This window comes from Sphingomonas sp. (genome assembly GCF_041661825.1).
Classification (GTDB): domain Bacteria; phylum Pseudomonadota; class Alphaproteobacteria; order Sphingomonadales; family Sphingomonadaceae; genus Sphingomonas.
Window position 1 is genome coordinate 1 of the sequence record NZ_JBAZTU010000009.1, and the last position, 23,258, is coordinate 23,258.

General features: G+C 68.1%; 33 protein-coding genes. 21 read left to right on the forward strand and 12 right to left on the reverse strand.

The annotated features are described in order from the left end of the window. The 21 genes from WC729_RS29155 to WC729_RS29255 form a co-directional block, all read left to right on the forward strand. Positions 1-257: hypothetical protein (locus WC729_RS29155; RefSeq protein WP_372858295.1), on the forward strand; the 257-nt coding region annotated here is incomplete at its 5' end. Next, entirely contained in the window at positions 254-973 is a 720-nt protein-coding gene (locus WC729_RS29160) for a hypothetical protein (RefSeq protein ID WP_372858296.1), read from the forward strand. The genes WC729_RS29155 and WC729_RS29160, both read left to right, overlap by 4 nt. Then, positions 970-1,608 carry a MazG nucleotide pyrophosphohydrolase domain-containing protein gene (locus WC729_RS29165; protein WP_372858298.1) on the forward strand — a complete coding sequence of 213 codons (639 nt, stop codon included), beginning with the start codon at positions 970-972 and terminating at the stop codon, positions 1,606-1,608. The genes WC729_RS29160 and WC729_RS29165 overlap by 4 nt, the downstream gene beginning before the upstream one ends. A gap of 202 nt (positions 1,609-1,810) precedes the next feature. Further along, a complete protein-coding gene (locus WC729_RS29170) occupies positions 1,811-2,077 on the forward strand; it encodes a hypothetical protein (protein WP_372858299.1) in 267 nt (88 codons plus the stop codon). Next, the gene (locus WC729_RS29175) at positions 2,074-2,310 is read left to right on the forward strand and encodes a hypothetical protein (RefSeq protein WP_372858301.1); all 237 of its coding nucleotides are present in this window, start codon (positions 2,074-2,076) and stop codon (positions 2,308-2,310) included. The genes WC729_RS29170 and WC729_RS29175 overlap by 4 nt, the downstream gene beginning before the upstream one ends. After that, a complete protein-coding gene (locus WC729_RS29180; protein ID WP_372858302.1) occupies positions 2,307-2,519 on the forward strand; it encodes a hypothetical protein in 213 nt (70 codons plus the stop codon). Before WC729_RS29175 ends, WC729_RS29180 begins: the two co-directional genes overlap by 4 nt. Next, on the forward strand, positions 2,516-2,896 hold the full coding sequence (locus tag WC729_RS29185; protein ID WP_372858303.1) for a hypothetical protein: 381 nt from the start codon (positions 2,516-2,518) through the stop codon (positions 2,894-2,896). Before WC729_RS29180 ends, WC729_RS29185 begins: the two co-directional genes overlap by 4 nt. Further along, a complete protein-coding gene (locus WC729_RS29190) occupies positions 2,896-3,420 on the forward strand; it encodes a hypothetical protein (protein ID WP_372858305.1) in 525 nt (174 codons plus the stop codon). Before WC729_RS29185 ends, WC729_RS29190 begins: the two co-directional genes overlap by 1 nt. Next, the gene (locus WC729_RS29195) at positions 3,417-3,764 is read left to right on the forward strand and encodes a hypothetical protein (protein ID WP_372858307.1); all 348 of its coding nucleotides are present in this window, start codon (positions 3,417-3,419) and stop codon (positions 3,762-3,764) included. The genes WC729_RS29190 and WC729_RS29195 overlap by 4 nt, the downstream gene beginning before the upstream one ends. 120 nt (positions 3,765-3,884) lie before the next feature. Then, the gene (locus tag WC729_RS29200; RefSeq protein ID WP_372858309.1) at positions 3,885-4,196 is read left to right on the forward strand and encodes a hypothetical protein; all 312 of its coding nucleotides are present in this window, start codon (positions 3,885-3,887) and stop codon (positions 4,194-4,196) included. Beyond that, positions 4,196-4,771 carry a hypothetical protein gene (locus WC729_RS29205; RefSeq protein ID WP_372858311.1) on the forward strand — a complete coding sequence of 192 codons (576 nt, stop codon included), beginning with the start codon at positions 4,196-4,198 and terminating at the stop codon, positions 4,769-4,771. The genes WC729_RS29200 and WC729_RS29205 overlap by 1 nt, the downstream gene beginning before the upstream one ends. 9 nt (positions 4,772-4,780) lie before the next feature. Continuing rightward, on the forward strand, positions 4,781-5,020 hold the full coding sequence (locus tag WC729_RS29210; RefSeq protein ID WP_372858313.1) for a hypothetical protein: 240 nt from the start codon (positions 4,781-4,783) through the stop codon (positions 5,018-5,020). Continuing rightward, positions 5,017-5,364, forward strand: coding sequence for a hypothetical protein (locus WC729_RS29215; protein WP_372858314.1), 348 nt, complete (start codon positions 5,017-5,019; stop codon positions 5,362-5,364). Before WC729_RS29210 ends, WC729_RS29215 begins: the two co-directional genes overlap by 4 nt. Continuing rightward, positions 5,361-5,957, forward strand: a complete 597-nt coding sequence (locus WC729_RS29220) for a hypothetical protein (RefSeq protein WP_372858316.1) — start codon at positions 5,361-5,363, stop codon at positions 5,955-5,957. Before WC729_RS29215 ends, WC729_RS29220 begins: the two co-directional genes overlap by 4 nt. Beyond that, positions 5,954-7,051: a tyrosine-type recombinase/integrase gene (locus WC729_RS29225; RefSeq protein WP_372858317.1), complete on the forward strand. Its 1,098-nt coding sequence runs from the start codon at positions 5,954-5,956 to the stop codon at positions 7,049-7,051. Before WC729_RS29220 ends, WC729_RS29225 begins: the two co-directional genes overlap by 4 nt. A gap of 43 nt (positions 7,052-7,094) precedes the next feature. Further along, positions 7,095-7,415, forward strand: a complete 321-nt coding sequence (locus WC729_RS29230; RefSeq protein ID WP_372858319.1) for a hypothetical protein — start codon at positions 7,095-7,097, stop codon at positions 7,413-7,415. Then, a complete protein-coding gene (locus tag WC729_RS29235; RefSeq protein ID WP_372858321.1) occupies positions 7,412-7,999 on the forward strand; it encodes a hypothetical protein in 588 nt (195 codons plus the stop codon). Before WC729_RS29230 ends, WC729_RS29235 begins: the two co-directional genes overlap by 4 nt. Further along, entirely contained in the window at positions 8,000-9,145 is a 1,146-nt protein-coding gene (locus WC729_RS29240) for a sigma-70 family RNA polymerase sigma factor (RefSeq protein ID WP_372858322.1), read from the forward strand. 11 nt (positions 9,146-9,156) lie between these two features. Further along, complete coding sequence (locus WC729_RS29245; protein ID WP_372858324.1) at positions 9,157-9,621, forward strand: hypothetical protein; 465 nt, start codon at positions 9,157-9,159, stop codon at positions 9,619-9,621. Continuing rightward, positions 9,618-10,034 (forward strand): hypothetical protein, encoded by a 417-nt coding sequence (locus tag WC729_RS29250; RefSeq protein WP_372858325.1) that lies wholly within the window; start codon positions 9,618-9,620, stop codon positions 10,032-10,034. The genes WC729_RS29245 and WC729_RS29250 overlap by 4 nt, the downstream gene beginning before the upstream one ends. 3 nt (positions 10,035-10,037) lie before the next feature. Further along, positions 10,038-10,265, forward strand: coding sequence for a hypothetical protein (locus tag WC729_RS29255; protein WP_372858327.1), 228 nt, complete (start codon positions 10,038-10,040; stop codon positions 10,263-10,265). Between the two features lie 97 nt (positions 10,266-10,362). Here WC729_RS29255 and WC729_RS29260 read toward each other — a convergent pair whose 3' ends face one another. From WC729_RS29260 to WC729_RS29315, 12 genes are all read right to left on the reverse strand, one after another. Beyond that, positions 10,363-10,560, reverse strand: coding sequence for a hypothetical protein (locus tag WC729_RS29260; protein ID WP_372858328.1), 198 nt, complete (start codon positions 10,558-10,560; stop codon positions 10,363-10,365). Between the two features lie 80 nt (positions 10,561-10,640). Next, positions 10,641-11,267, reverse strand: coding sequence for a hypothetical protein (locus WC729_RS29265; RefSeq protein WP_372858329.1), 627 nt, complete (start codon positions 11,265-11,267; stop codon positions 10,641-10,643). A 287-nt stretch (positions 11,268-11,554) separates the two neighbouring features. Further along, on the reverse strand, positions 11,555-12,637 hold the full coding sequence (locus WC729_RS29270; RefSeq protein ID WP_372858330.1) for a glycoside hydrolase family 19 protein: 1,083 nt from the start codon (positions 12,635-12,637) through the stop codon (positions 11,555-11,557). Between the two features lie 5 nt (positions 12,638-12,642). Next, entirely contained in the window at positions 12,643-12,948 is a 306-nt protein-coding gene (locus WC729_RS29275) for a hypothetical protein (protein WP_372858333.1), read from the reverse strand. A 13-nt stretch (positions 12,949-12,961) separates the two neighbouring features. Then, the gene (locus WC729_RS29280; RefSeq protein ID WP_372858334.1) at positions 12,962-13,537 is read right to left on the reverse strand and encodes a JAB domain-containing protein; all 576 of its coding nucleotides are present in this window, start codon (positions 13,535-13,537) and stop codon (positions 12,962-12,964) included. Between the two features lie 3 nt (positions 13,538-13,540). After that, positions 13,541-14,140 (reverse strand): hypothetical protein, encoded by a 600-nt coding sequence (locus WC729_RS29285; RefSeq protein ID WP_372858335.1) that lies wholly within the window; start codon positions 14,138-14,140, stop codon positions 13,541-13,543. A 47-nt stretch (positions 14,141-14,187) separates the two neighbouring features. After that, entirely contained in the window at positions 14,188-14,547 is a 360-nt protein-coding gene (locus WC729_RS29290) for a hypothetical protein (protein ID WP_372858337.1), read from the reverse strand. A 4-nt stretch (positions 14,548-14,551) separates the two neighbouring features. Beyond that, on the reverse strand, positions 14,552-16,099 hold the full coding sequence (locus WC729_RS29295; protein ID WP_372858338.1) for a hypothetical protein: 1,548 nt from the start codon (positions 16,097-16,099) through the stop codon (positions 14,552-14,554). Positions 16,100-16,200: 101 nt separating this feature from the next. Then, complete coding sequence (locus tag WC729_RS29300) at positions 16,201-16,998, reverse strand: hypothetical protein (protein ID WP_372858339.1); 798 nt, start codon at positions 16,996-16,998, stop codon at positions 16,201-16,203. A 3-nt stretch (positions 16,999-17,001) separates the two neighbouring features. Then, entirely contained in the window at positions 17,002-17,445 is a 444-nt protein-coding gene (locus WC729_RS29305; RefSeq protein ID WP_372858341.1) for a hypothetical protein, read from the reverse strand. After that, positions 17,442-18,239 (reverse strand): hypothetical protein, encoded by a 798-nt coding sequence (locus WC729_RS29310; protein ID WP_372858342.1) that lies wholly within the window; start codon positions 18,237-18,239, stop codon positions 17,442-17,444. Before WC729_RS29310 ends, WC729_RS29305 begins: the two co-directional genes overlap by 4 nt. 9 nt (positions 18,240-18,248) lie before the next feature. After that, positions 18,249-23,228 carry a hypothetical protein gene (locus WC729_RS29315; protein WP_372858343.1) on the reverse strand — a complete coding sequence of 1,660 codons (4,980 nt, stop codon included), beginning with the start codon at positions 23,226-23,228 and terminating at the stop codon, positions 18,249-18,251. Positions 23,229-23,258: the final 30 nt, after the last annotated feature.

The following is a 23,258-nucleotide window of genomic DNA, read 5'->3' on the forward strand; positions in this document are numbered from 1 at the left end:
CGAGCTACACCGCCGAGGGTTTCGACGGGGACGCCCAGAAGCGGCTGCTGGTCGAGGCCGACATCCTGACCCACCGCGGCGTCCACGTCATCATCTCCAACAGCGACACGCCGCACACGCGCAAGCTGCTGGAGCACATCCCCGGCCGCGCCGACTTCTGGGAGCTGCACGAGGTCCAGGCCCGCCGGGCCGTGAACTGCAACGCCAAGAAGCGCGGGAAGGTCGGAGAACTCATCATCGTCGGGAGGTCGTCTTGATCGCGTGTGACCGAGGCTTCAACAGGGAGTGCAACGAGGAGTGCGCCCACTACGGAAAGGCCGATCCCGGCGAGGTGTGCGGGTACGACTTGGCGGGTAGGTTGAGGGAAGTCGAGGCCAAGCTGCAGGAGGCCGAGAAGGCGCTGGGGCAGATCGCCAACAGCAGGCACGTCGGGACCGACAAGGGTGGACCCGCGTACTGGATGAACAAGGCCGAGGAGTACCGCGGGATCGCCCGTGCCGCCGTCGAGCACGTCGAGAGCAACGACGGCCCGAAGGACCAGTTCCACTTCGCGCGGCGCATCCGGGCCATGAACGAGATGTACGAGCTGCCGGTGAACGACCGGCCGAGGTTCCACTCCGAGGCGACGCGCCGGCTCTGGGACTTCAAGAGCATCCTGGTGGACGAGTGCAAGGAGATCGAGGACATCCTCGACGGCCGGGGCGCGGGCGACAGCGAGATGGCGACCTTGGTGAAGCTCGCGGACCTCCTGGGCGACCTCACGGTCTACTGCCGGTCCGAGGCGCTGCGCTGGGGCCTGCCGCTGGAGGAGGTCCTCGAGATCATCATGGACTCGAACGCCTCCAAGCTGGGCGCGGACGGCAAGCCCATCAAGGACGAGCGCGGGAAGTTCTTGAAGGGCCCCAACTACTGGAAGCCCGAGCCCCGGATCGAGGCGCTGCTCTGGGAGCGCCTCGACAGGAGGAAGCCGTGACCGTGATTGGCGAGTCGTACACCCGGATGCGCGAGCAGAAGATGGCCGCACTCAAGCTCGCGGAGGCTGCTGCGGCCGAGCGCGACGAGGCCTTGAAGCTGGCCGACTACGAGAAGCGCCAGTGCGCCGAGGCCAAGACCCGCTACGCGGAGGCGCTGGAGGCCTACCACAAGGCTGAGGCCGAGCGCGACGAGGCGCAGGGCGCGAACATCCTCAACAAGAACGCCTTGAGGCTCGCCCTGGCCGACCCGTACCGGCTGCTGCTGGCCGACCTCCGCATCAACTACGAGAAGTCGCCTTGGTGTCGGGCGCGGGGCGTCCACGGCTGGCTGTACCGGCTCGTCTCGGAGTCGGCCGAGGCGCTGCTGACGTTGGAGAAGGACGACCCGTCCTGCTCCAAGCCCGACCCGATGGACCTCAAGAAGGAGTTGGGAGACGTGATCTGGTGCGCCCTGACCACGGTCCTGGCGGCGGAGGACGAGGGGCTCTTCACGCTGGAGGAGGTCCTCACCGGGGCACGCGAGAAGCTGCGCCGGCGCAAGCCTTGGATCTTCGACCCGGCGCAGGGGCAGCCCACGACCCCCGCCGAGGAGCACGCGATGACGCTGGCGAACAAGGCGAAGGAGCACCCGTGAGTGAGAGCAAGACGCCCAACCCCCGGTTCGCGGTTTGGCCCGACCGCAAGTGCGATCACTGCGGCCACCAGACCTCCGACACCTCAGACGAGCCGTTCTCCTATCGACTGACGTGCCCCGAGTGCGGACGCGACGGTTGCGAAGAGTGTATGCCGATGGGGCGAGGATGCGCGTGCCCTGAGTGCGAAGAGGGAGCCGCCCCGTGAGCAGCGACACCGACAAGATGCTGGCCTTGATGTTCGAGGAGCGCCGGACCAACTTCGCATGGCTCCGCACCGAGCCCGGCACCCGCGAGTCGGAGGAGGCGGCGAAGCGGTACCTGCTCGCCTGCAACGCCATGCTCGACTTCCGGCCCACGCCCGCCGAGGCACGCCAGTGCGCCAACTGTAAGCACCGCAGCGCCAACGTCACCCCGACGAAAGGGCCGTGCGTGTGGTGCAGCGGCTACGGCCACTGGGAGGCGCCGTGAACGAGTCCCTCTGCCACTACTGCGGCAAGCCCATGCACCTGAACCAGGCCCGCGTGCGGCTCGCGAAGTTCCCCACTGACGCGCACAAGAAGTGCTGGGAGCAGAACGTGCCGGCGACGACGTGCTGGGAGTGCGACGGCGAGGGGCGGCTGCCTGGGCGGTGGGTGGATGGCAAGGGCACCGTGGACTGGCGGGTCTGCCCCCGCTGCAAGGGCCGGAAGGTGCTTCGGTGAGCTGCGTCGGCTACGAGGAGCGCAAGGCCCGGAAGAAGCACCGCTGCCTCTGGTGCGGCGAGGACATCGAGCCGGGCCAGAAGTACGCGCGCTGGTGTTCCATCGACGGCCGGGACGCCTGCACCTGCAAGATGCACCCGGAGTGCGCCAAGGTGTCCTCGGGCCAGGACGAGATCTACCCCTACGAGCACAAGCGAGGCGAGGCATGAGCGACGACAAGCCGCTCCTCGCCGCCCTCCGCGCGGAAGTGGCCGAACTGCGTGCCGAGCGGGACTCCGCTTGGGCGCGGTGGAAGGCTGAACATGAGCGGCTGCGCGCCCGTCTCGCGCGGCTGGAGCGGGTGGCGGATGCGGCGAGGATGATGGACACGACCGACACCCCGTCGACGACCGACACCCCGTCGTGCTTCTGCGGCGAATGCGAGAGCAAGCGCGCCCTCCGCGCCGCCCTATCCGCCGCCGCCGCGAGGCCCGAAGTCGGCCAGAACTGCGGCAACTGCATCTGCGGCGACCACATGCCGAACGGAACGCGCTGCGGCGGATGCGTCGAGTACAGCCACTGGAAGCCAGCGAAGGAGGAGCCTTGATGCCCGACATCGTCTACCGCCCCGGTGACCGCGTGCGCGTCCTCGAGCCCCGGCGCTTCGTGCGCTGCGGCTACCCGAAGGTCCCCGCCGACTACGCCGTCGCCGCCGAGGAGCTCTACCGGCAGCTCCGGACGCCGGACGGCCAGGCCCTGCGCTTCGGGACGAAGGCCGAGGGGCGCATCCTCGACGCGCTCTCCTACGGCCTCGCGCAGAAGGACCACTTCGGGGGCCCGGAGCGCACGGTCCACACCGAGCAGGACCTCTCGCTCTTGGAGGGGACGTACATCGTGCAGGAGGTCCGGTCGGTGAAGACGGGCCGGTACTACCCGCCGAGCGGGGGCGGGACCAACTACTGGGGCGAGAGCGACTGGGAGCCCGGCGGGCTGGCCGACGAGAAGGTCCACCGCATCGCCCGGCTGAAGTACTCCGACGACAGCAAGGTCCGCAGCTTCCTCTACAGCCTCATCTCGTTCGCTGGCGGCGGGCCCGAGGTCGAGGTCTGCCACCTTGAGAAGGTGCCGTGAGCGAGCACCTTCTCATCCGCTGGGGCACCTGCTTCAGGAAGGAGTGGTCGGTGGCCTTCAAGACTGCCGGCGAGGCGGTGCTGGTCAAGACCCTGCGGCGCGGGCTGGACACGGGCCCGGAGTGGACGCTGCCCCTGCCCCAGGCGCGCCGCTACTACCGGCGCCTGCTCTCCCTCGGGTACCGGCCCGGCCGCGCGACCTTCCCCGAGACGTGGAGCCCGTCGTGGGGCCCGTGCTTCGGGCCCCGCGGGGACCGGCGCCCGGTAGCGTGCGACCGCTGCCCCTGGCGCGACGGGGCCGAAAACGACGGCTCCCTGGGCGGCAGAAACCGACTGACCCCCTAAATAGGGGCTAAGTACTTGATTTCATTGAGGATTTTCATAATCCACCCAGGGAAACTAGACTTTCCTGGGACAGGAGAGGCTGGTATCCTGACTTCGCGCAACGCCCCGGAGGAACCCACAATGACCATCTGCATGAGGACGGACTGCACCGCGAGGGCGACGAAGCGTGTCGGCTTCAAGGTCTGGGCCGACGTGAAGATCTACGGGCCGCACAAGCCCCTGCAGGCCACGTCCACCCTGCTGCTCTGCGACGAGCACGGCCTGGAGACGGTCGCGGCCGGCGCCAAGGAGCTGTTTGGCACCGACGGCCTCAAGGCGATGAAGAAGGGCCTCGACCAGATGTTCGCCGGCAAGGCGCCGCCGGACTGGGACTCCGCGCAGCTGGTCCTCCTAGACATCGGCGCCGACCTCGCGCCCTCCACGGTGCAGTGATGACCAAGACCACCTTGTTCTGCTGCACGGCGCGGACGATCTACGGCTACACCTGCACCAACCGCCGCAAGCAGGGCAGCCCGTTTTGCGGCGTCCACCAGCCCGGCTCCAAGCAGTCGAGGAACCGCTTCACCAACGCGCTCTCGACGGCCCAGGTCCGGGAGCGCATCCGGTTCATCGAGGCGCGCCTCTCCGAGTACCAGAGGCCGAGCGTCGTCCGGCAGTACCGCCTGGAGCTGCAGGACCTCCGGCGGAAGCTCGCGGCCCGGAAGGCGGCGAAGAGGCGCACGGACCGGCGCGCCCACTACCGCGCCATGATCGACGGCACCCCGGCCTCAGACGAGGGGCTGCTCGCCCAGAACAAGCTCCTGCGCCAGCAGGTGAAGGGGCTCGAGGAGCGCCTGCGGAAGCTGCTGCAGGTGGTGGAGTCGATGCAGCTTGCGAACCGTCAGCAGGCCAAGGCTCTCAGCTGCAGCAACCTGGCGCTGGGCGACGACCGCGACCGGGTCCTCGACCAGGCCGCGACCGGTGACTTCGGCCACCCTGGTCGCCAGCACTTCTACCCCAGCAAGTAGGAGGACCTCGTGAACATCCGACACGGTGACGGCAAGACGAAGTACGGCCCCGGAGTGCTGATCGAGCTGACGGGCGACGAGGTCGCGACCGCCATCGACGCCTGGCTCGTCGCGCGGGGCGTGAACGTCCAGGGCTCCCGGACCATCCGGGTCAACGGGAGGACGCGCGACGCGGGGAGCGTCTACGTCGACCCGAGCGGATGGGTCGAGGACGAGGCGGGCACCTTCTTCTCGGGGCGCGGCCCGTGACCACCGAGTACTACGAGACGAAGTGCCACTGCGGCGCGCCGCTGCGGATCTACCCGGCCGCGCTCGTGCGTTTCCTCCGGACCCACCTCCACCGGGCTGCCTGCGGTCACGACTGCGGTCTGACCCCGGAGGCCCGCTCCGAAATGGTGATCTGGCTCACCGCGCACCACCCGGCCCTGCTCTACCCGGAGAGCGCGACGACGCCCAGCGCGGTCACCTACGACAAGGACGACGCCACCCGCCGCGCCGAGGAGGCCAGGGCCGAGGAGGAGAAGGTGAAGCGCCTGGAGGCCAAGATGCGCCAGATTGATGACTACCTCGCACGCCGTGGAGAGTTCGCATGAGCCGCCCTCGTCAGCAGCGCCAAGGATTCGCCATCTTCCCCAACCCCCACTCCAGCCTGCAGGAAGCACGGGAATGGACTGAGCAGGAAAAGTGGAAGGATGGTGCCATCTGCCCTTGCTGCGCGCAGCCCGCGAAGGTCTACCCGTGGAAGCTCATCTTCCGCACTGCTGTTGGCCTCCGCGACTTCTACCGCCTGGACCGGTTGACACCCGGTCGGTACTGGCACCGGGCAGATGCGATGCGCGTCTCCACGCACCCGGACCTGTACCAGTCCGGCGCCGTTGTGATGGGTCACCGCTGGGAGCTGCTGGAGGAGAAGAGCGGGACGCCTGAATCTGAAGCGGAGGAAGAGGACAAGTTCAAGGACGGCTTCTGGCGCATCACGCAGCTGGGCCGGGACTTCGTAGAGGACAAGGTGAAGATGCCGAAGACGCTGCTGCTCTACAACAACAAGGTCGTCGGACGGATTGACCACCCGCTCGTGTCCTTCAGTGATTCTCTTAGTGTGAAGTTCAGCCGCAAGCAGATGATGGGGCGCAGCGACGTGCTGGTCAATCTGGCCTTGCGGACCCTGCAGGAGAAGAAACCTTGACCGACAAGCTGCTGCCCCTTGATACCAATCCCCAGGGGATCGTTCCCTCGACATCCGCGCCCGTCACCATCGAGGCCTGGACGCCGCCGATGCAGGACGCCGACGCGGTCGTGCGCTGCGACCAGAGCCCGGCCGTCGAGTACCTGACCGGCCTCTCCCCCGGCTCGACCGAGACGATGGGCAAGTCCCTCGACCGGCTGTGCGTCATCATCGCGAGCGAGGGCGTCATCGCCAACGAGGCCGAGGCCAAGAAGGTCCTGGGGGAGAAGCCGGGCCTGCGGTTCCAGTGGTGGCGCCTGCGCCGGCCGCAGACCCGCTGGATTCACGCGCAGATCACCAGCAAGGAGCGGGGCCTAGCGCCCAACACCGCCAAGCTCTGGCTCTCGGCGCTGCGCGGCGTGCTCAAGGAGTGCTCGTTGATGAAGGGCTACACGCAGGACGGGCGCGAGCGGCCGCTCATGTCGGCCGACGACTTTCACACCGCGACGGCCTGGCGCGCGGTCGTGGGCGAGCGCGAGAGCCCCGGCCTCTTCTTGGACGAGAAGATGCGGGCGAAGCTGTTCGTGGCCTGCGACCAGCGCCGCTCCCCGCTGCGCGAGCGCGACGCGGCCATCCTTGCCATCGGCCTGGGGTGCGGCCTGCGCCGGGCCGAGATCGCCGGGCTGCAGATGAGCAACCTCACCAACAACAAGCTGACCTTCGTCGGCAAGCGCAACAAGCAGAGGACGGTCCCGCTCCTGGCCTGGGCGCTCATCCGCGTGCAGACCTGGCTGCGGGTCCGCGGCGACGCGCCGGGCTCGATGTTCTTCAACGTCAAGGCCATCCCCGGCAAGCTCCTGATGACGCCCCGGCCGCTCTCGGCCGACAGCGTCTCGACCGTCGTCTACGAGCTGGGCGAGGCGGCGGGCGTGGACCTCTCCGCGCACGACCTCCGGCGCACGTTCATCACGGGCTGCTTCATGCAGAACATGGACCCACACCACATCCAGCTGCTCGCCGGCCACGACGACATCAAGACCACGATGCGCTACGACATGAGGCCGAGGGCCGCGATGGAGAAGAGCCTCGCGGACGCTATCGACAAGCTGGAGTAGTCCGTTGTATACAGGTTCCGCTTTTCCACCGGAGGGTCACACCATGCCCAAGTTCGAGATGAACCAGAAGGCCTTCAAGGCGCGCCTGTATGTGGACAAGGTCCTCGTCGGGACGGGCGTCGTCCAGGCCTGCGGCGAGCACACCGTCCACCTCGACTACCCGACCGAGAACGACTGCATCGCCTTCGGGTACTCGCCGCGCAAGCTCGCCAGCGAGGTCCACGCCACGCGGATGGAGGCGCTGCAGGCGCTGGTCACCGAGTACGACAAGCTGGTCGAGGAGGCCCACACGGCTTTGAGCGCGGTCACCCACCAGCGCAGCCTCGTCTGCAACGCCTTCCTGGCCGAGGAGAAGAAGCCGTGAGCGGCTGTGACGACTGCTGCGACTTGAAGGCGGCGGTGGAGATCAGGACGAAGGAGCTGCAGGCCCGACTCGACTTCGCGAACCGGCGCATCGAGGAGTTGCAGGCCCTGCTCGAACCGAAGGACCGGCGCATCGAGCAGCTGCAGGCCCAGCGCGAGGGCTACCGGAAGGCTTTGGAGGACCTGCAGCAGAAGAACAAGAAGAAGCCCAGCCTCGAGGAGCGGGTGGCGGCGCTGGAGGCCAAGGCGCACCAGCACGTTGCCCAGGCGATGACGGCCGCGGAGGCGGCGGCGCAGGAGGCTGCCTCGACAAGCGCATATTCCTGTTCTGCGGGGTGGCGCAAGGCTGGGTTCCAGGCCCTCTGTCGGTTCTGCGACCGCTACGGCGACGCCTGCCTCAACGCCAGAGAGGCTGGGCTGGTCGTCCTTGGCGAGAAGAGCGAGTGGCGCTGTCCCCTCTTCCACCACAAGGGCCACAACGGGTCCTGCTCGCCCCTGTGCGCGGCGAACGTGCAGGACCACCAGGAGCGGACCACCAACCCCGGCCACGGCTGCGGCGGGCACTTCAGGCCGGGCGAGGACTGAATGCTCACGCAGGCCAACCCCCTGCTCTCCTCCGACGAGGAGTGCTCGCTCGCCCGCCGCGCCCAGAAGGGCGACAAGGCGGCGATGCAGCGCCTCATCCGGTCTAACGTGGGCCTCGTCTACTCCTACGTCACGCAGTTCACCAAGTTCAGCCCTGCCGGCCAGAGCGTCCATGAGGACCTCTGCCAGGAGGGCTGCCTGGGCCTCTTCAAGGCCGTGCAACTCTTCGACCCGTCGAAGGGCTGCCGCTTCTCCACCTACGCCACGCACTGGGTCAAGGCCTACGTCTCCCGGTACGCCCAGGCCCGCATCAAGCCCATCTCCACCCTCCACGACTACGCCGTCTTGGACATCGACGGGCCGGTGTCCACCGGGTCGCACCGGAAGCCGCAGCTGCTCCGGGACGTGCTCGCGGATGAGCACGCGATCACCCCGGAGACGCAGGTTGAGCTCAAGGGCATGAGCTGGGTCGCCGCCGAGTCGCTGCAGCGGTACTTCAGCGACGCGGCCATCGAGGTCCTGACGGGCCGGCTGATCGAGGGCCGGACGCTTACGGAAGTGGGAGTGGACCTGGGCTGCAGCCGGGAGCGGGTCCGGCAGCTGGAGATGCAACTGGTGCCGAAGTTCCGAGAGGTTGTCCAACGTGAGCTGGCGCGCGAGCCGCGCCTGGAGGGAAGCATGGGCGGTCTGGCGACGAAGAACTGGAAGAAGTGCCCCCGCGGCTGCGGCCACAGCATCCGGCCGAACAGCAAGCACACGGTCTGCTACTTCTGCCGGAAGGAGGACGAGCGGAAGGACCGGGCGGCGCTGGCCGAGTCGCAGAAGGCCTCAAGGGCCAAGGGCTTCCTGTCGGCGTGGGAGAAGCAGCACGAGGAGTTGCGGAAGGACCTCCCGGCGTCGAAGAAGCGGGTCGCGGCCATCGTGGCCCCGACCAAGCCGGTGCCCGACGACATGGACGTGCAGGCCGGCGCTACTCCGGGTCTGACGTTGAGCGAGACGCTCCACCGCTACGGCGAGGCCCTCGACCCGAAGGACTTCTCCGACGACCTCCTGGTCAAGTGCATCGCGGAGGCGAAGCGCCGGCACGCCGCGCTCCGCGAGGCCCTGGGCGCCCTCGCCTTGCCTCCCTCCTCGCTGGTGGCGTGACCGGAGGCTCCATGCACTGGAAGGACGGTTTCGTTCTCGGCGTCTGCCTCACCATCGGCCTCCGCGCCGCGTGGGGGCTCCTCTACACACCTCCGCCCGCGCCTCGCGTCGAGGTCTGCTACCAGGACCGCGAGAACTGGGACGCCGGGTCCTCGCTGACGTTGTGCGCGCCGCTCGCGCTGGGGGAGTCCACCGACTTCTACCTCCCCGGCGGGCACAAGGGGCAGCTGGTGCTTGGGGAGGGGGCCTGGGCGCCGCCGAAGCTCCCCGCCGAGTGCAACTGCCCGGTCCCTCCGGTCCAGCGGTGGAACGTGTGCTGGGACGGGGACTCCGACGCCGGGAAGTGGACCTACTGCGCCACGATGGCCCCCACCGACCCGTCGAAGGGCTTCACCTTCTTCGACTCGCGGCGCCCCGGCTGCGGCATCCGCGTCTCGCCGGTGCCACTTCTCGACGTGGTAGAATCGGCGCCATGATGCTCCGCGACCGCGCCGCCCGCTGGGCCCAGACCATCGTTGACGCCTGCCTGATCTGCGCCGCCCTCTTCGTCGTGCTCTGGGGCCTGGGCAAGGCCTGGGAGGCGCTCAACGGCCCGTCCATGCGCGCTCCGGTGTGGGCGGCGCCACCCGTCGAGGAGCCCGTGGTCGAGAGCACGCCGGCCCCGAAGCCGCCGCGGGGGCGCTGGGTGAACGACAAGGGCTACCACACGGCCTTCCCGCCGACCGGCACCTTCGTCATCAACGCGCCCGAGGGGGCCGCCGACGCCGGCCGGGTGCGCGCCTCCTTCCTCTTCGCCAAGTGGCCGGTGCGCGTGGCCGTGTCGCCGCCGCAGGGCCAGCCGTGGGAGATCGTCATCGAGGAGAGCGGCGAGGTCGCGATCCGGAGGTAGTGGATGCTCGGCCTGACCACGAACTGGCTCAACGGGACCATCACCGTGAACGAAGGCCCTGTCGTCCTCGGGTCCGTCCAGGCCATCCCCTTGGGAACCATGCTGGAGGTCCGCGCCGGGCGCCTGGACGGCGGCAAGGCCACCGCCTCGCTCTACTCCCAGGCGTGTGAACTCCAGGCCCTGCTCCGCGCCCTCGGGCACGCCGTGGGCGACATCTACGAGCTGACGTAAAAAGAGGCCCCGGACCAGTTAAGGTCCGGGGCCTCGCCGTAGCCGTCGCGTCTCGGATGACGTGGTCGTCGCGGTGGTGCGGGCTGCGGAAGCGGGACTACCGGCGGCGGCGCTTGTGGCCCTCGTAGCTGGCGCCGGGGCTGAAGTTCTTGTAGAGGGCGTTGTGGCGCTTGGTCGCGGCCTTCGACGGCCCCTTCCGCGCCTTCTTCACCGACTTGCAGGAGAGCGACTTCCAGCTGCCGCGGCTGATGGCGATCTTGCAGTTGTGCATCTTCTTGCGGATCTTGACGCGCATTTCGTTTTCCTCGAGGTCCTGCCCTAGCCCTCCAGCACCGTGCGGCCGGAAAGTAGCACACCCTCCCGGCCCGAGAAAGCCTACCGCAGCAGGAGCCAGAGCAGCGCCGCGCCGCCGGCCGCGACGGGCGCGGTGACGAAGCTCTTGCTCGCGTCCTCCCGCTTGGCCGCTTCCCGGTTCTTGGCCTCGCTGGACGGCCGACGGGTGGCGGCGGCGGTGTTGCGGCCGATGAGCTTGGGTGTCGTGCTACGAGCCGCTTCACGCGCCTGCCGCGCCTTCTCCCGCTCGACCGGGTCGACGGCGCCGAAGTCCTGCGCCGCGTTGCGGTCGTCGGCCCACTCCCAGCCCGTGCTACTCTCCTGCTCCTCGTAGACCGGGGCCGCTTCCGGTGCGACCTCGACCTCGTCCACGTTGTCGGTGGGCACGACCGCGGTCTTCTTGCCCCCCAACAGCGCCGCGCCGGCCGCGCCGACCGCCGCGCCCAGGGGACCGCCGACGAGGAAGCCGGCGCCGCCGCCCAGGAGGAGGGGCAGCAGCGTCGAGGCGGGCTTCTTGACCGTGACGCCGTAGCCCTTGTCCCCGACGATGAGCAGCTGCTCGCCCTGGACCTCGACGGGGGTGTTGTTGGTGACGGTCCCGTCGTCGTAGTACTCGTCCTGGTAGTCGTCGCGGATGGGCTGGTAGTCGTCGCGGATGGGCGTCGTCACGCTGCCGCCAGGGACGGCCACCGAGGGGCTCGTCTCTCGCGCGGGGCGCCGGGACTCCTCCGGCCTCGGGCGACGGGTCGCCGGGGCCGGGCGGCGGGAGGTGATGACCTCGCGCGCCGGCCGCGCCGCTGCTGCCGTAACCGTCGGGACCCGCCGCAGAGGCGTGACGGTGGGGAGCGCCCTGGAGGTCGTCCGGGCCCTCGCCGGGGTCTTGGTCTTGCCCGTCGTGGTCTTGCCGACGGGGGTGAGGCCGTAGTCGTTGAGGTGCATCGGGTGTCTGCCTTTCTTCACGCTCCGAGAGCGGCCAACGCCTTCTGGTAGTACTCGCGCCGCTTGTCGAGGTGGTACGGCGTACAGGTGGAGGTGGGGTTGCCGCAGTTGATGCCGCGCACCACGGCGTCGAAGTCGCCCGCGTCGGCCCAGGGGGTGAGCTTGTGGCTGCTCCAGTACCAGCCCGCCGTCCCGAAGATCGCCACCGGGTTGGACGAGACGCTGTCCGGGTTGCCCTCGAGATCCATGTTGAGCGCGGTGCCCGCCTCGCGGTAAGCGGCCCGACCCGTCAGCTGCAGCGCGCCCCGGCCGCGGAACTTGAAGCCGTCGCCGGGCTGCGTGTTGCCCAGCCTGGGGATGGTCTTGGTGCCCTCGTAGCGCAGCTGCGCCTCGGAGGGGCCCCAGATCTCGGAGAGGTAGATCAGCTCGCCCGTCTCCAGCGCGACGTTGGCGAGGAAGGCCGCGATGGACCGGGCGCTGGTGATGCCCCACTTCTCCATTGCGCCGTTGAGGTAGGACAGGTAGATCTGCGCCTTGCCGGTGGGGATGCGCGGCATGATCTTGCGGAGCTGGTCGAGGCTGATGAGGCCGCTCTGCACGGTCGGGGGCGTCGAGGGGGTCGTCGTCGTCATGTTGGAGTCTCCTCCCACGAGGGACCTTCCCTTGAAGATGGCGTAGGACCCGGCGGCGAGGCTGGCCCAGAGCCACCACTGCAGGTACCAGGGGCGCCCGCCGCCGGAGGAGCCCAGGCCCCTGCGCCGGCGCGGCTCACCCTCGACCATGCTGTCCTCGACGCCCCAGAAGTCGTGCTCGATGGCATAGGACCGCTCCCGGTCGTAGGTGCAGACCTGGGCGTCGTTGGCGTTGTCGATCTGCTCAAGGAGCTGCTGCGCGGCGTCCGGGTTGGGGAAGCGGCCACGCTCACCGCGCACTCCGTGGAACAGCTGGCCGCTTTTGAGGCCGGCGTCCTTGAGCAGCGTGCGCCAGACGCGCGAGGGCGTGCGGACCCGGAACGAGTCGATGTTGGCCCACTCGTCCACGTCCTGACGCATCTGCTCGCGCGCGAGCTGGGCGTCGCAGCTGGGAGGTCGCTTCGCCATGAGCTCTACTTCCCCGCGGGGGCCGGGGCCGGCGCTGCCATCGTGTCGCAGTTGATGAGGTCGTCGGGCTGGTTCTTGATATGCGCGATCATCGCGCACCGGTTGAACTTGGAGTCCTGGTGGATCTCCTTGATGAGCGGCTTGATCTCCGCGACCTCCTCGGTCGCCGTCTTCTTGGCCTGGACCTCGACCCAGCTCTGGGCCCTCGCGTAGCCCACCCACCCGGCGGCGAAGATCACGAGCATGGCGATGAGGGCCTGGACAGGTCCTTGTGCTTTCTTCGGGAGCCAGCTGGTGTCGGGCGCAGCCATGTGGTGAGTCCTCTCAGGAGGCGAAGAAGCTGTGGTACTCGTCCTTGTCGGGCGTCAGGATGATGTGGTCGAGGAACTTGACCTTCAGGAGGTCCGAGGCGCGCTTGATGCTCTCGGTGAGGTTCCGGTCTTCCATAGACGGCGTGGGCTCGCCCGACGGGTGGTTGTGGAAGAAGAAGAAGCCGGTCCCGCCCAGGAGCAGGACGCCACGGAGGATGACGCTCATGTCGAGGGTCATCTCCTTGAGCCCGCCCTGGGCCACGACGAAGAGGCCGAGGGGGCGGTTCTTGGTGTCCACGACGAGCACCAGGCCCAGCTCGTTCATCGCGTTCGCCACCGGGTAGATGGAGTGGACGAAGCGCGAGACGGCGCCGGGGTTCGCCATCGTCGGGAAGTCTCTGTAGTTGCCGCCCCGGCGCGAGACGCAGATCTCCGCGCGCATCCAGGCGTAGTCCTGACGGGCCGACGCGCAGGACGAGACGGCCTTCAGGCGCCTGGTCTTGACCTCGGGCGCAAGCTCGTCGGCGTCGCCCAGGTGGACGACGCCTTCGGGCTGCAGCTCGTAGTCGGAGAGCCGGCGGCGGGCCACGACTTACCGCCTCCCGCCGAAGGCGATGGCGATGATGGCGAGCGCGCCGAAGCCTCCCACGAACCACGGCAGCTTCGACGGCACCCGGCCGACCAAGGACTCCTGGTCGAACCGCTCGACCTTCACGCAGTTGCCGGTGGTGGTCGACCTCTGGTACCCGGCCCCGCAGGGGGTGTCGGTACCGGTCTGCGGCGGCGGGGGCGGCGTGCTCGAGGTCGAGGTCGAGGTGCGCGGCCTGGCCTCGATGACCGTCGACTCCTCGATGACCAGTGTGGGGGCCGTCTTGGAGAGCGACACGGCCTGCGCCGTGTAGTTGTCGGAGAGGGCCTTGACCGACGCGATGATCAGGTCGAGCCGCTTCTGGAAGTCGTAGCGGTCCATCGTCATGGCGGTCGCCAACGCCATGTTGAACATCATCTCCCAGGCGTTGAAGTCGCGCACGAAGGCGGGGACCAGACTGCGGAGGTTCTGGTCGGAGGCGAGGCGAGTGGCGAAGCCGCGCAGCTGCTGCTTGATCGCCTCCCCCCACTTGCCTACCCGCTGGATGTCAGCGACGTTGATCGTCTCGCCAAACGACCGGAAGCTCGAGTCCCTGTAAAGCACGCCGCACCAAGGTCAATCCCTTCAGCTGGTAGTACCTGCAAGATACCTCACTTCCGCAGCATCCGGAAGATGAGGTAGGCGAAACCGATGCCCCCCACGACGAGGCCGGCGCGGACGTAGGGCCATCGGGTGGGGCCGGGCTCCCCAGCCGGGGCGTACTCGATGGAGGGGATGCCCTTCACGCGCACGATGACCTTGGGCTTGAAGGCCTTCGCGAAGGCGTCCGCGGGGCTGGGCACGCCGTTGCTCTCGACCAGCGGCTTGTCGATGAGGATGGGCGGGAGCCACCGGGTGTGGATCTCGATGGACTCGATGAGGCCCTCCGGGTTGCCCTGGGCCTCCTTCGCCACGTTGGCGACGGTCTTGAAGGTGTTGAGGATGTCCTCGGCCGTTCCGCTGAAGATCATGGGGTCACTTCTTCCGGGTGAGCATCGCCGCAGCGACCGCCCCCACGACGCCGCCGACCGGACCCCCGGCCACGGCTCCAGCTGCAGCACCTGCGATGGCAGCGACCCAGTTCGACTTCTTGGGAGGCGGGGGTGGAGAGGAAGCGGCCGGGGCCGCGGCCTTCTTCTCGGCCGCGATCTTCACCCAGATCGGGTCGGTGAAGAGGCGCACGGTCTTGGCGAGCTGCTCGCGGTACGGCGCGGCCTTGCGCTCCGACACGGCGACGCAGGTGTCCTCGATGTCGTTCCACTGCGACACCAGGCCACTCATGCCCATCGAGAAGTCGAGCAGGTTGGTGTTGTCTGCCATCGCCGCCGCGGCGCCGCCCCGCGACTTCATGTACGCCTGCGTGCCGGCCTTCACCGCGATCCCGACGGCGGTGGTGATGAGGCTGTCGACCGAGACGCCCCCCGTGATGAAGCTCTGAATCCACTTCACGGTGTCCACGACCGCCTTGGTCGCCGCTGCCTTCTGGCAGACCGGGTCGGCGCGTGCGGCCACGACGTAGCCAGGCTTGCCGTAGTCGCCCCAGTTGACGATGCGGAAGGGCAGGTACTGCCGCAGGACGAGCGGGTCGTTGGGCAGGTAGAAGTAGCTCGTCGCCTCCTGGCCGGCGACCATGTAGCGGTACCGCGCGGCGACGTAGGTGTAGCGCCCGTTCGTCGCCACGGCCGGGCGCGGGTAGGTCACGAAGCCGGGGACCTTCGTCACCCACTGAAAGCGCATCGTGCTCTTGTGGAGGAAGAAGGCGTGCATCAGGCCGTAGGCCTCCTCGGACCGGCCCTCACGCAGCAGCTGGTCGAAGGTGAGCAGGAAGACGACCTCGCGGGCCTCCTCCACGCGCCAGTCCTTGCCCTCTGCGCGCCGGCACTTCTCGCCGCCCAGGGTGAAGAACTTGTTGTCGACGGAGATGTAGATCTCCCGGCCGTCCTTGGTCTTCATCCCGCTGGCACGGTCGCCGGTCCGCGGACCGTAGAGGTCACCGCAGTAGTCGAGCCGGGGCGGGTTGTTGACCGTCCTCACGCAGCACGTCTTGTTGGGGTCGAGCTTCTGCCCCTGGTAGTAGGCCGCGCTGGCCGGCGTGCTGTCAGGGTTGGACTTCAACAGCGCGGCGCAGCCGGCGGGCTTGCTCGCGCAGGCGTGGGCGTACTGGGGCGTGTCGAGGTTCCACCAGCCTTGGGCGACGCCATGGATGTCGTAGTCGGTGAGGTCGTGGGTGTCACAGTCTCGAGCGTTGCCGATCCGGTCCTTCAGGTTCGAGGAGCAGCGGATGTTGTCGTAGATGCCGCCGCGGATGGGCTGGGGGCACTTGATCGACGCCGCGATCTCCCGGTCGTCCCTGGCCTGGATGAGGAGATGCACCGTCGCGTAGGCGACGGCGACGTTGTAGAAGTTCCCCTTCATCCTGTCTTTGACCTGGTCGAGCGCGGCCTTCATCTGGGGGAAGAGCCAGCCCCGGCAGATGTACTTCTTGACGACGGCGCGGACTGCGTCGGGGGTGCCTGCGTTCACCAGCTCCCCGCGGAGGGTCGCGTCGTACTTCGCCTCGTAGTCGCCAAAGATCACCGCCGCCTCGGGCCATTCCCTACCGCGTCTTGTAGCACGAGACACGTCTACTTGAGGTACTCCCCGTGGCTGCCCAGGTCGTTCTTCTGGATGTGCCAGTCGAACTCGAGGAGCACGATGTCGTCCGCGTAGGCCCCCGCGACGCCGGACTTGCGGAAGAGCCTGCAGGCGATCATGGCCGAGATCTCCCCGAAGGCCGTCAAGTCGATGTCCGGGAACTCCACGATGACGTGCTTGTTGGCGACCCCAGGCGACGCCGTGACCGCCGTCTCCAGGGCCGCGCCAGGCGCCCCGAAGACGCCGTCGATCTTCGCCACCGTGTACTCCAGGCCGAAGACGTAGTTGCCTGCGGCGGCGCTGGGGAAGACAAGGTGGCAGTGGGGGCTGATGACCGCGCCTCCAGCCACGTTGCAGGCCCAGGTGTGGGGGAACTGCGTCTCAAAGAACACCTGCTCGCCTTCCGCGAAGGCGTAGGCGTAGAGCCCGCCGATCCAGTTGGTGAAGGCCGGCGCCGTGCCCCCGATACGGAACGCGGAGTTGGGGACCATCAGGTCGTCCCAGCGCGCTGCGGCCTGCTCGAGATCCTTCGCGATGCCCCCGCCCTGCCGGGCGAACTGCTGGTCCTGGCGGCTCTGGATGCTGTGGACCTTCCAGGCCAGGAAGAAGGCGCTCTCGGTACCGCCGCCGTCGTTGCGGAAGGTGACGGTGGTGGAGCTGCGCGCGATGACCACGATGTTGCTGGCACGGTCCGGGAGGAGGAAGTCGGGCGTGGCCTCCAGGCCGTGGACAACGACCTGTTGAGCTCCAGCTGCGAGAGGGCCAACGGCGAGCAGGGCGTCGAGCATGACCTAGGACTCCCCTGAAGCGCGTCGGGCGTCAAGCTCGAGGAAGCAGTCGCGGTACGGGTCCTTACCTTGGAGTTGGGCGACGCCGACACCGATGACGTAGGCCAGCGGCTGGAACACGCCGCCGACCATCTGCTGCCAGACGTGGCGCTGTTCGTGTTTGATGAACCTGATCCACACGATGCTCGACTGGCGCTCCGACCACAGCTCCCACTGGTCGTCCCGGATGATGATGCAGGCCCCGACGGTGACCGCGCCGACGGTCGCCTTGACCAAGCCGAAGAAGCCGCCACCCCGCATCCACCGGGTGATGAAGCTGTCCGGCTTGGTCACGAAGAGCAGCGCATCCCCGTCGTGGTGCAAGTAGCCGCAGAAGCTGGCGAGGAACAGCCCCACCAACGTGTTGGGACACATCCAGAGGTGGCCGAGCAGGCGCAGGATGATCACGGCGCCAGCTCCGCGTCCGGCTCTTCGCCCGCGTCAGGCCCCGGCAGCGCGACGCACTTGTGCCCCCGGCACTCGGTCCCCTCGCCGCAGGTTCCGCACGTCCCTCCGCACTTGTTGGCGCCGCACTCCCACCCCGGCTTGCACCGGGTCGTGCAGCACTCGGTCGGGGTCGTGCTCTCACCCCAGGCCGAGCAGGGGATGCGCTTGCAGCCGCCCCTCCACTGCCCGGCCTGCATCCCCATGTCGTCCTCGGTGGCGGGCACCCAGAGGCCGTCCACGAGCTTCTCGCACGGACCGTCGCTGGGGCGGGTACGCGCGCCACACGCGCATCGGAAGGGCGCGTCGTCGTTCTCAGCCGTCCAGACCGCGAACAGCGGGTCGCCGGGCGCCCAGGCTACGACCTCCTCGTCCCCCGGCGTCCACTCGAAACCGAGCGGCAGGGCCTGGTCCGGGGCCCCGCAGAGGTCCTCGCCAGCGTCGTCCACCAGCCCGCCCGCGTCCGCGCACTCCGGGGGCAGCGCGAAGCAGGACGAGGCGTAGGCGAGGCCCGAGCCGCCGTCCTTGACCTCCAGGCCGAGCGCGGCCCAGAGCGCCGGGTCGGCGCGAACGGTGCCCCGCCAGCAGTGCGAGTAGCTTGCGTCCGAGGCGACGACTGGGCGCGCCTCGATGTAGCTCTTGTCCGGGTTGGAGAAGAGGGCGTAGCTGCCGCCCGCGACGGCGACCAGCAGCCCCAGGAAGGTGAGCGCGGCCTTGTTGCGAGCGTTGTCGGGGACGTTGGCGTTGGGGTTGGGCATGACGTTCTCCTACGGGCCGAAGTCGCGGTAGTCGCCGCTGGTGTTGAAGTCGATGGAGCCGATGTAGCCATTCCACTCCTGCCCTGAAGCCGATGCCGCGAGCGAGAGCGTCGAAGGCCACGCCGACAGCAGCCCGGTCCCAGCCCCCGTGAGCGACGGGGCGAGCAGCACGTCATCTTGGTACATCGTCATCACCCCGTCGTTGGAGCAGAGCTTGAAGGTGTAGAACGTCCCCGACACCAGCGCCGACTTGTTGATGCTGTAGAGTTTGCTCACCGCCGCCCCGTCGATGATTGCGAATTCCAGATTGTTCCCGCTCATGCGCGAGTACAGCGAATTGGCCGCCACGGTAGAGGCTCCTCCCAGGAGCAGCCCCGCGTTTCCGCCCGCCCACAGCTTACCGTTCTCCGGGGTCACGTCCTTGGCGCGCACGCACCACTTCTGCGACGGGGCGCAGGTCTTGCTCGCGGCCCCCGTGGGGCCGCAGTAGGGGCCGGCGACGGTGGCCTGCCCGCTCTGGTACTTGCCGAAGCAGCCCGCGCCGAAGGTCGAGTCGTAGATGCCACCGTGAGCGCCGTTCCAGAAGACCGTCGTCGCGCTCTGGCAGTTGTACTTGAGCGACACGCGCACCGGAGTCTCGGTGACGCTGACGACGGCATAGGGCCGGTCTGCGTAGGAGCCCGTGCCGATCCCCGGCGTGCAGGCTCCACCATCGCTGCGCCAGCACTCCACCGAGCCGACGACCACATCGGGATTCTCGCAGGAGGCCGTGAGCGTCTGCGAAGTCGTCCCGGCTCCAGTCGGAGAGGCGATCTCGGCGCTGATGACGAACGGGCCCGTCGAGGAGGCCACGGTGACGGACTGGGCCGTCGAGCCGACCGTCGCTGCCGTCGTCACCTTGGTCAGACCAGCGGGGCACCCGGAGTTGACGGTGGTCGTGCCGTCGTAGTTCGCCCAAGGAGCCGCCGTCAGATCTTGGCTCTGGAGCGTGAGGTTCGTGATCACCTTCCCCGTCGCGCCCCCAGGGCCACAGGTAGCTGCGGCGGTCGTCGTGGGGCAGTAAGGCGAGGCGACCTGAGTACCGGACTCAAGCTGCATCCCCCACGCGCAAACCGAACCGGCGGTCGTCACCCGGTACTCGCCGGGGGTGATGATGTAGTTCAGTTTCGCGGTTGGGGCCGCGCACTGAACCTTGGCCGTGAGCCGGTCGCCCGCCGTGCTGAAGTTGCTCTTGACCCGGCAAATCTTCGCGCCACCGCCCGTGTCATAAGTTGCCGTGCAGGCCGAGCCATCCGCACGCGAGCAAGTGCAGGACGAGATCGTCTGCTGCGTCAGACCCGCGTCAAAGCACATGAACGCCACGGTGGCGTCGGTCGTCCCGCTCAGCGCGGAGAACCAGAGGGATTGCGCGAAGTCGGTCCCCACCAGCGTCAGGACTTGATACATCGAATCGCTGGAGTTAGCTCCCGTGCCGGTCACGGTGCTCCCCGTGTAGCTGCCATCGGGAGCGAGACAGGTATTGGCCGTGGCCGAGATTGCTGCACCCCCAGGAGCCCAGGTCACGGTCAGGTTCTCGCTCTGGAGAATGCGGTTCGTCCAGTCGTTCCCCGGCGGGCGCAGCGGGTTAGCGATGGTCACCGCGTCCGCGTTGCAGGTACGAGTTGCATTGAGTGTCGGGCCGCAATACTGGTGCGGGAAGGTGCCCACCTCAAACTGGGCGTAGCCGAATCGAACATCGGCGTTCGACACCGTGATCTGACCGGCGTGCAGGCCGATTCCGACATTGGCCCCAGTGCCCATAGCCCCGGTCGCCCACAGCCGCTTCGGCGTAGTGGTGAACGTGGAATACGCTTCGCAGCGCGCATCCCGAATTGCCGCCGTGCAGGCCGAGCCATCGCTGGTGCCGCAAGTGCAGGATGTGACCAGGGTGTCCTCAAAAACCTGAATCGTGCCGATAGCGGTGCCTGCCGCTGCCACGCCCCAAGACGAAGCAGTGTAGGTGCCCGCCGCGAGTCCTCCGGGGATTCGATAGACGGTGCCGTCCGTCGCCGTGTGCGTGAAGGAGTCCATGTTCGTCAGCCCTTCAGGCCCGACGCTTTGATCCGCAGTCACGGCGCTGGTGTTGTAGAGGCTCCACCCGGTGTTCAACTGCTCGCTGTACTGGGCCACGTTGATGACCGCGCCTTCGTAGAGCTTGCCCTGCGACGTGCTCCGCAGCGTCCCGGCCGGGTGGCGGTAGAGCTTGCCGTCGATCACCGCCGTCGCCTCGGTCGTGCGCGTGATGGACACGGGCTGGGCCTGGGAGCCCTGCTGGTCGAGCCAGCGGCGCTGAATCTTGGTGAAGAGGGCGTCGGAGGCGGGGGTGGAACTGGCCCACTGCTCCAACACCGTTCCGGCCAACGCAAGGGTGCCGTCGTTGAGCACGCCGACTCGCGCGGGGTTGGCCGTGTCCCGCGTCGTGCGCGCCGCCGACGTGACAGCAGCGTCGCCATTCACCGAAATGAACCCCGCGCCACTGGCCCGGCCGTAGCAGAGGATGCTGTCGCCACTCAGCGCAACGGCCGATCCCGCCGTCTGCGTCAACTGCCCTGCGGCATCGGCGGTCGTGAAGATGGGCACACATGAAGTGTTGAGCGCGACGTAGTAGCCACCGGCTCCCGCCGCACCGTCGATGTCGATGATCGGCGCAGTCGCACAGGACGTGACGTTGATGACCGTACACCGCGAGAAGTCCCCAGCGAAGTCGAGCACGTCCAGGCCGGTCCCCAGTGAGAAGTAGTTGGCGTCGCTGAACGGCCCCGCAGCCTCCGCGTCCCGCTTGTCCACGCCAGCAGGCCAGACGTAGCGGGCCGGCGTGGTCTTGGTCAGCGTCCCGTTCTCGGTCCACTGGTCGGCTCCGGTGTTGATGGGGCAGAGCCACTTCCCGCCACCGTCCGGCGAGTGACAGTGCATGACGGTGTTCGCGTCGGGGGTGAAGCAGCGACCGGGCTTGGTGCAGGAGAGGGCCTGGTTGTTGAGGGTGGTGAGGTAGGCGGTGGTCGCTGGAGTCGAGGTGAAGAATATTTCCTTGAACGTGCCGTCCGACAGCACAGTCCCTGACGTATTCCGGCCAACCAAAGCGGTCACCGTTGTTCCCACCGCCGCTGCATGATTCAAAGCGCCGTTCGCCACTGCCCCGTCGTTCATCTTGAGGTTCACATCGGTCCCGCTTCGTCCACCACAAATGACCGTATCAACTCCCGCCGTCGTCGTGTTAGCCGTAGCAAAAATCTGCACAGCCCCGGAGGCTGGGTAGTCGTTGAACAGCGCCTTGACTGGACCGGGACACGAGTCGTAGCAAGAGGTCTGAAGTGCGTAGCCCCCCTTGTTGGTGCCTCCGTTGGCGATGAAGTATTGAGCATTGTTGGCGGGAGGATTGAAGATCACGCAGATAGTCCCGTCCCCAGTAAAGTCCAGCACGTCAGGCCCAGCGCCCAGCGACAAGTAGTTCGCCGCGCTCCACCCGTTCAACCCCGCGTGCTTCGCCCCGAAGCCCTCGGGATAGAGGTTGCTCTGGGTCACGCGCGGCACGGTGCCGTTGTGCGTCCAGGCAAGCCCGCCACCCGCGCACGTCACCGCTGCGGTCGTCGTCGGGCCGCAGTACTGGCCGACGCTCGTCGTGGCCTCCAACTGCGCCGAAGACTGGCACCAAGAAGGGCAGGTGTTGGCGATGACCTTGATGCCGGTCTGCCCTGCCGTGTAGTTGGTGAACCGAGCCGGCGCCCCGACGAGCGACACTGTGGCGCTGCCGTCCCCGGAGTAGTCCGACCAGTCCACGGTGCAGTCGGGATTGCCCGTCTGCTTCGCCAAGTAGACGGAGCGCGCGGGCGTCGCGGCCACGTCCTGCTTCACCCCAGTGCCGCCGCTGAAGATCGTCACGAGGCTCATCGCCGCCCCCTGCGGATCGACCGGGCAAGAGGCAGACGCGTCGGCCACCGTGACGTTGGCATCTTTCGTCCACGAGGCGTTGGCGAGCACATTGGACTGGAGCACGACGTTGGTGACCCTCGGCGCGCCCCAGTTGTACCGGCTCTTGGCCGTGAGCACCTGTCCGGTGAGCGTCGCCGTCAGGCCCGTGCCCGCCCAAGACCCGCCCACGAGGTAGCTGTCGCCGTTGAAGTAGGCCACCTCGCTCGCGTTGGTCGGCAGGCAGCGGCCCGCCGTACGGCACGTCGCCACGCTCGTCCAGAGGGCATCGAGGGTGGCCTCGGTGGGGGCCGTAGTAGAGGCCGCGAACTCGTAGACCCGCCCGAGCCAGGGCGCGGTTGCGGAGTCATTGAGCAACGTCCCCACCACACCCGTCGCCGCGACGACCTTGGCGTTCACCGTGGTCTGCACCGCGCCGTTGTTGAGTTTGAGCCACTGCGTTGTGCCTGAACGCCCAACGCAGAACAAGTTGGTCGCACCGATGACCGCCGCGGCCGGCCCCGTCGTGACAGTCGTGCTGGGACCTGCCCCGTAGGTGGTCAATACCGGAAGCTCATTGGCGTCGATGCCTACGGAATACCCGGCCCCTGAGCCGTTGCCGACGGTGAGCAGCCTCTGGACTCCTGAGCTGCCGACGACGCTCGCCACGAAGCACTCGTGAAAATCACCCGCGAAGTCGAGCGCGCTGTTCGCTGGGACGTTGAGCAGATTGCTGACCGCCGCCGGGCCCACGCCCTGGTGCTTGATGTCGTTGAGGCCGCACTGGGGCGTCGAGGTCGTGCCGTCCGGGTTGTCCATGCGGCAGTACATGACCGTGTTGGCGTCGGCGTTGGCCGCGTCAGCCAACGCGCCACCGAAGGACTCCGAGGGGAAGCTGGCGACGACCGGCGACCCGATGGCCGAGGCGGTCTGCTGCCCGCCCCAGTTCTGGTGACCCACGCCGGCGAGCGCGCCGAAGGAGCCCAGCAGGAGCGCGGCCAGGCCGACGGCGATGAAGAACGACGAGAGCATCTTGCGGATCATGCTGTCCTCCTAAAACGAGGGCCGGGGCGG

What these genes read in the sequence shown, in the direction of transcription:
- WC729_RS29275 (WP_372858333.1), bottom strand. Translation starts at nt 12,948, where the DNA reads ATGGCTGCGCCCGACACCAGCTGGCTCCCGAAGAAAGCACAAGGACCT.
- WC729_RS29270 (WP_372858330.1), bottom strand. Translation starts at nt 12,637, where the DNA reads ATGGCGAAGCGACCTCCCAGCTGCGACGCCCAGCTCGCGCGCGAGCAG.
- WC729_RS29185 (WP_372858303.1), top strand. Translation starts at nt 2,516, where the DNA reads ATGAGCGACGACAAGCCGCTCCTCGCCGCCCTCCGCGCGGAAGTGGCC.
- WC729_RS29205 (WP_372858311.1), top strand. Translation starts at nt 4,196, where the DNA reads ATGACCAAGACCACCTTGTTCTGCTGCACGGCGCGGACGATCTACGGC.
- WC729_RS29315 (WP_372858343.1), bottom strand. Translation starts at nt 23,228, where the DNA reads ATGATCCGCAAGATGCTCTCGTCGTTCTTCATCGCCGTCGGCCTGGCC.
- WC729_RS29230 (WP_372858319.1), top strand. Translation starts at nt 7,095, where the DNA reads ATGCCCAAGTTCGAGATGAACCAGAAGGCCTTCAAGGCGCGCCTGTAT.
- WC729_RS29290 (WP_372858337.1), bottom strand. Translation starts at nt 14,547, where the DNA reads ATGATCTTCAGCGGAACGGCCGAGGACATCCTCAACACCTTCAAGACC.
- WC729_RS29260 (WP_372858328.1), bottom strand. Translation starts at nt 10,560, where the DNA reads ATGCGCGTCAAGATCCGCAAGAAGATGCACAACTGCAAGATCGCCATC.
- WC729_RS29255 (WP_372858327.1), top strand. Translation starts at nt 10,038, where the DNA reads ATGCTCGGCCTGACCACGAACTGGCTCAACGGGACCATCACCGTGAAC.
- WC729_RS29190 (WP_372858305.1), top strand. Translation starts at nt 2,896, where the DNA reads ATGCCCGACATCGTCTACCGCCCCGGTGACCGCGTGCGCGTCCTCGAG.
- WC729_RS29310 (WP_372858342.1), bottom strand. Translation starts at nt 18,239, where the DNA reads ATGCCCAACCCCAACGCCAACGTCCCCGACAACGCTCGCAACAAGGCC.
- WC729_RS29300 (WP_372858339.1), bottom strand. Translation starts at nt 16,998, where the DNA reads ATGCTCGACGCCCTGCTCGCCGTTGGCCCTCTCGCAGCTGGAGCTCAA.
- WC729_RS29240 (WP_372858322.1), top strand. Translation starts at nt 8,000, where the DNA reads ATGCTCACGCAGGCCAACCCCCTGCTCTCCTCCGACGAGGAGTGCTCG.
- WC729_RS29245 (WP_372858324.1), top strand. Translation starts at nt 9,157, where the DNA reads ATGCACTGGAAGGACGGTTTCGTTCTCGGCGTCTGCCTCACCATCGGC.
- WC729_RS29220 (WP_372858316.1), top strand. Translation starts at nt 5,361, where the DNA reads ATGAGCCGCCCTCGTCAGCAGCGCCAAGGATTCGCCATCTTCCCCAAC.
- WC729_RS29250 (WP_372858325.1), top strand. Translation starts at nt 9,618, where the DNA reads ATGATGCTCCGCGACCGCGCCGCCCGCTGGGCCCAGACCATCGTTGAC.
- WC729_RS29200 (WP_372858309.1), top strand. Translation starts at nt 3,885, where the DNA reads ATGACCATCTGCATGAGGACGGACTGCACCGCGAGGGCGACGAAGCGT.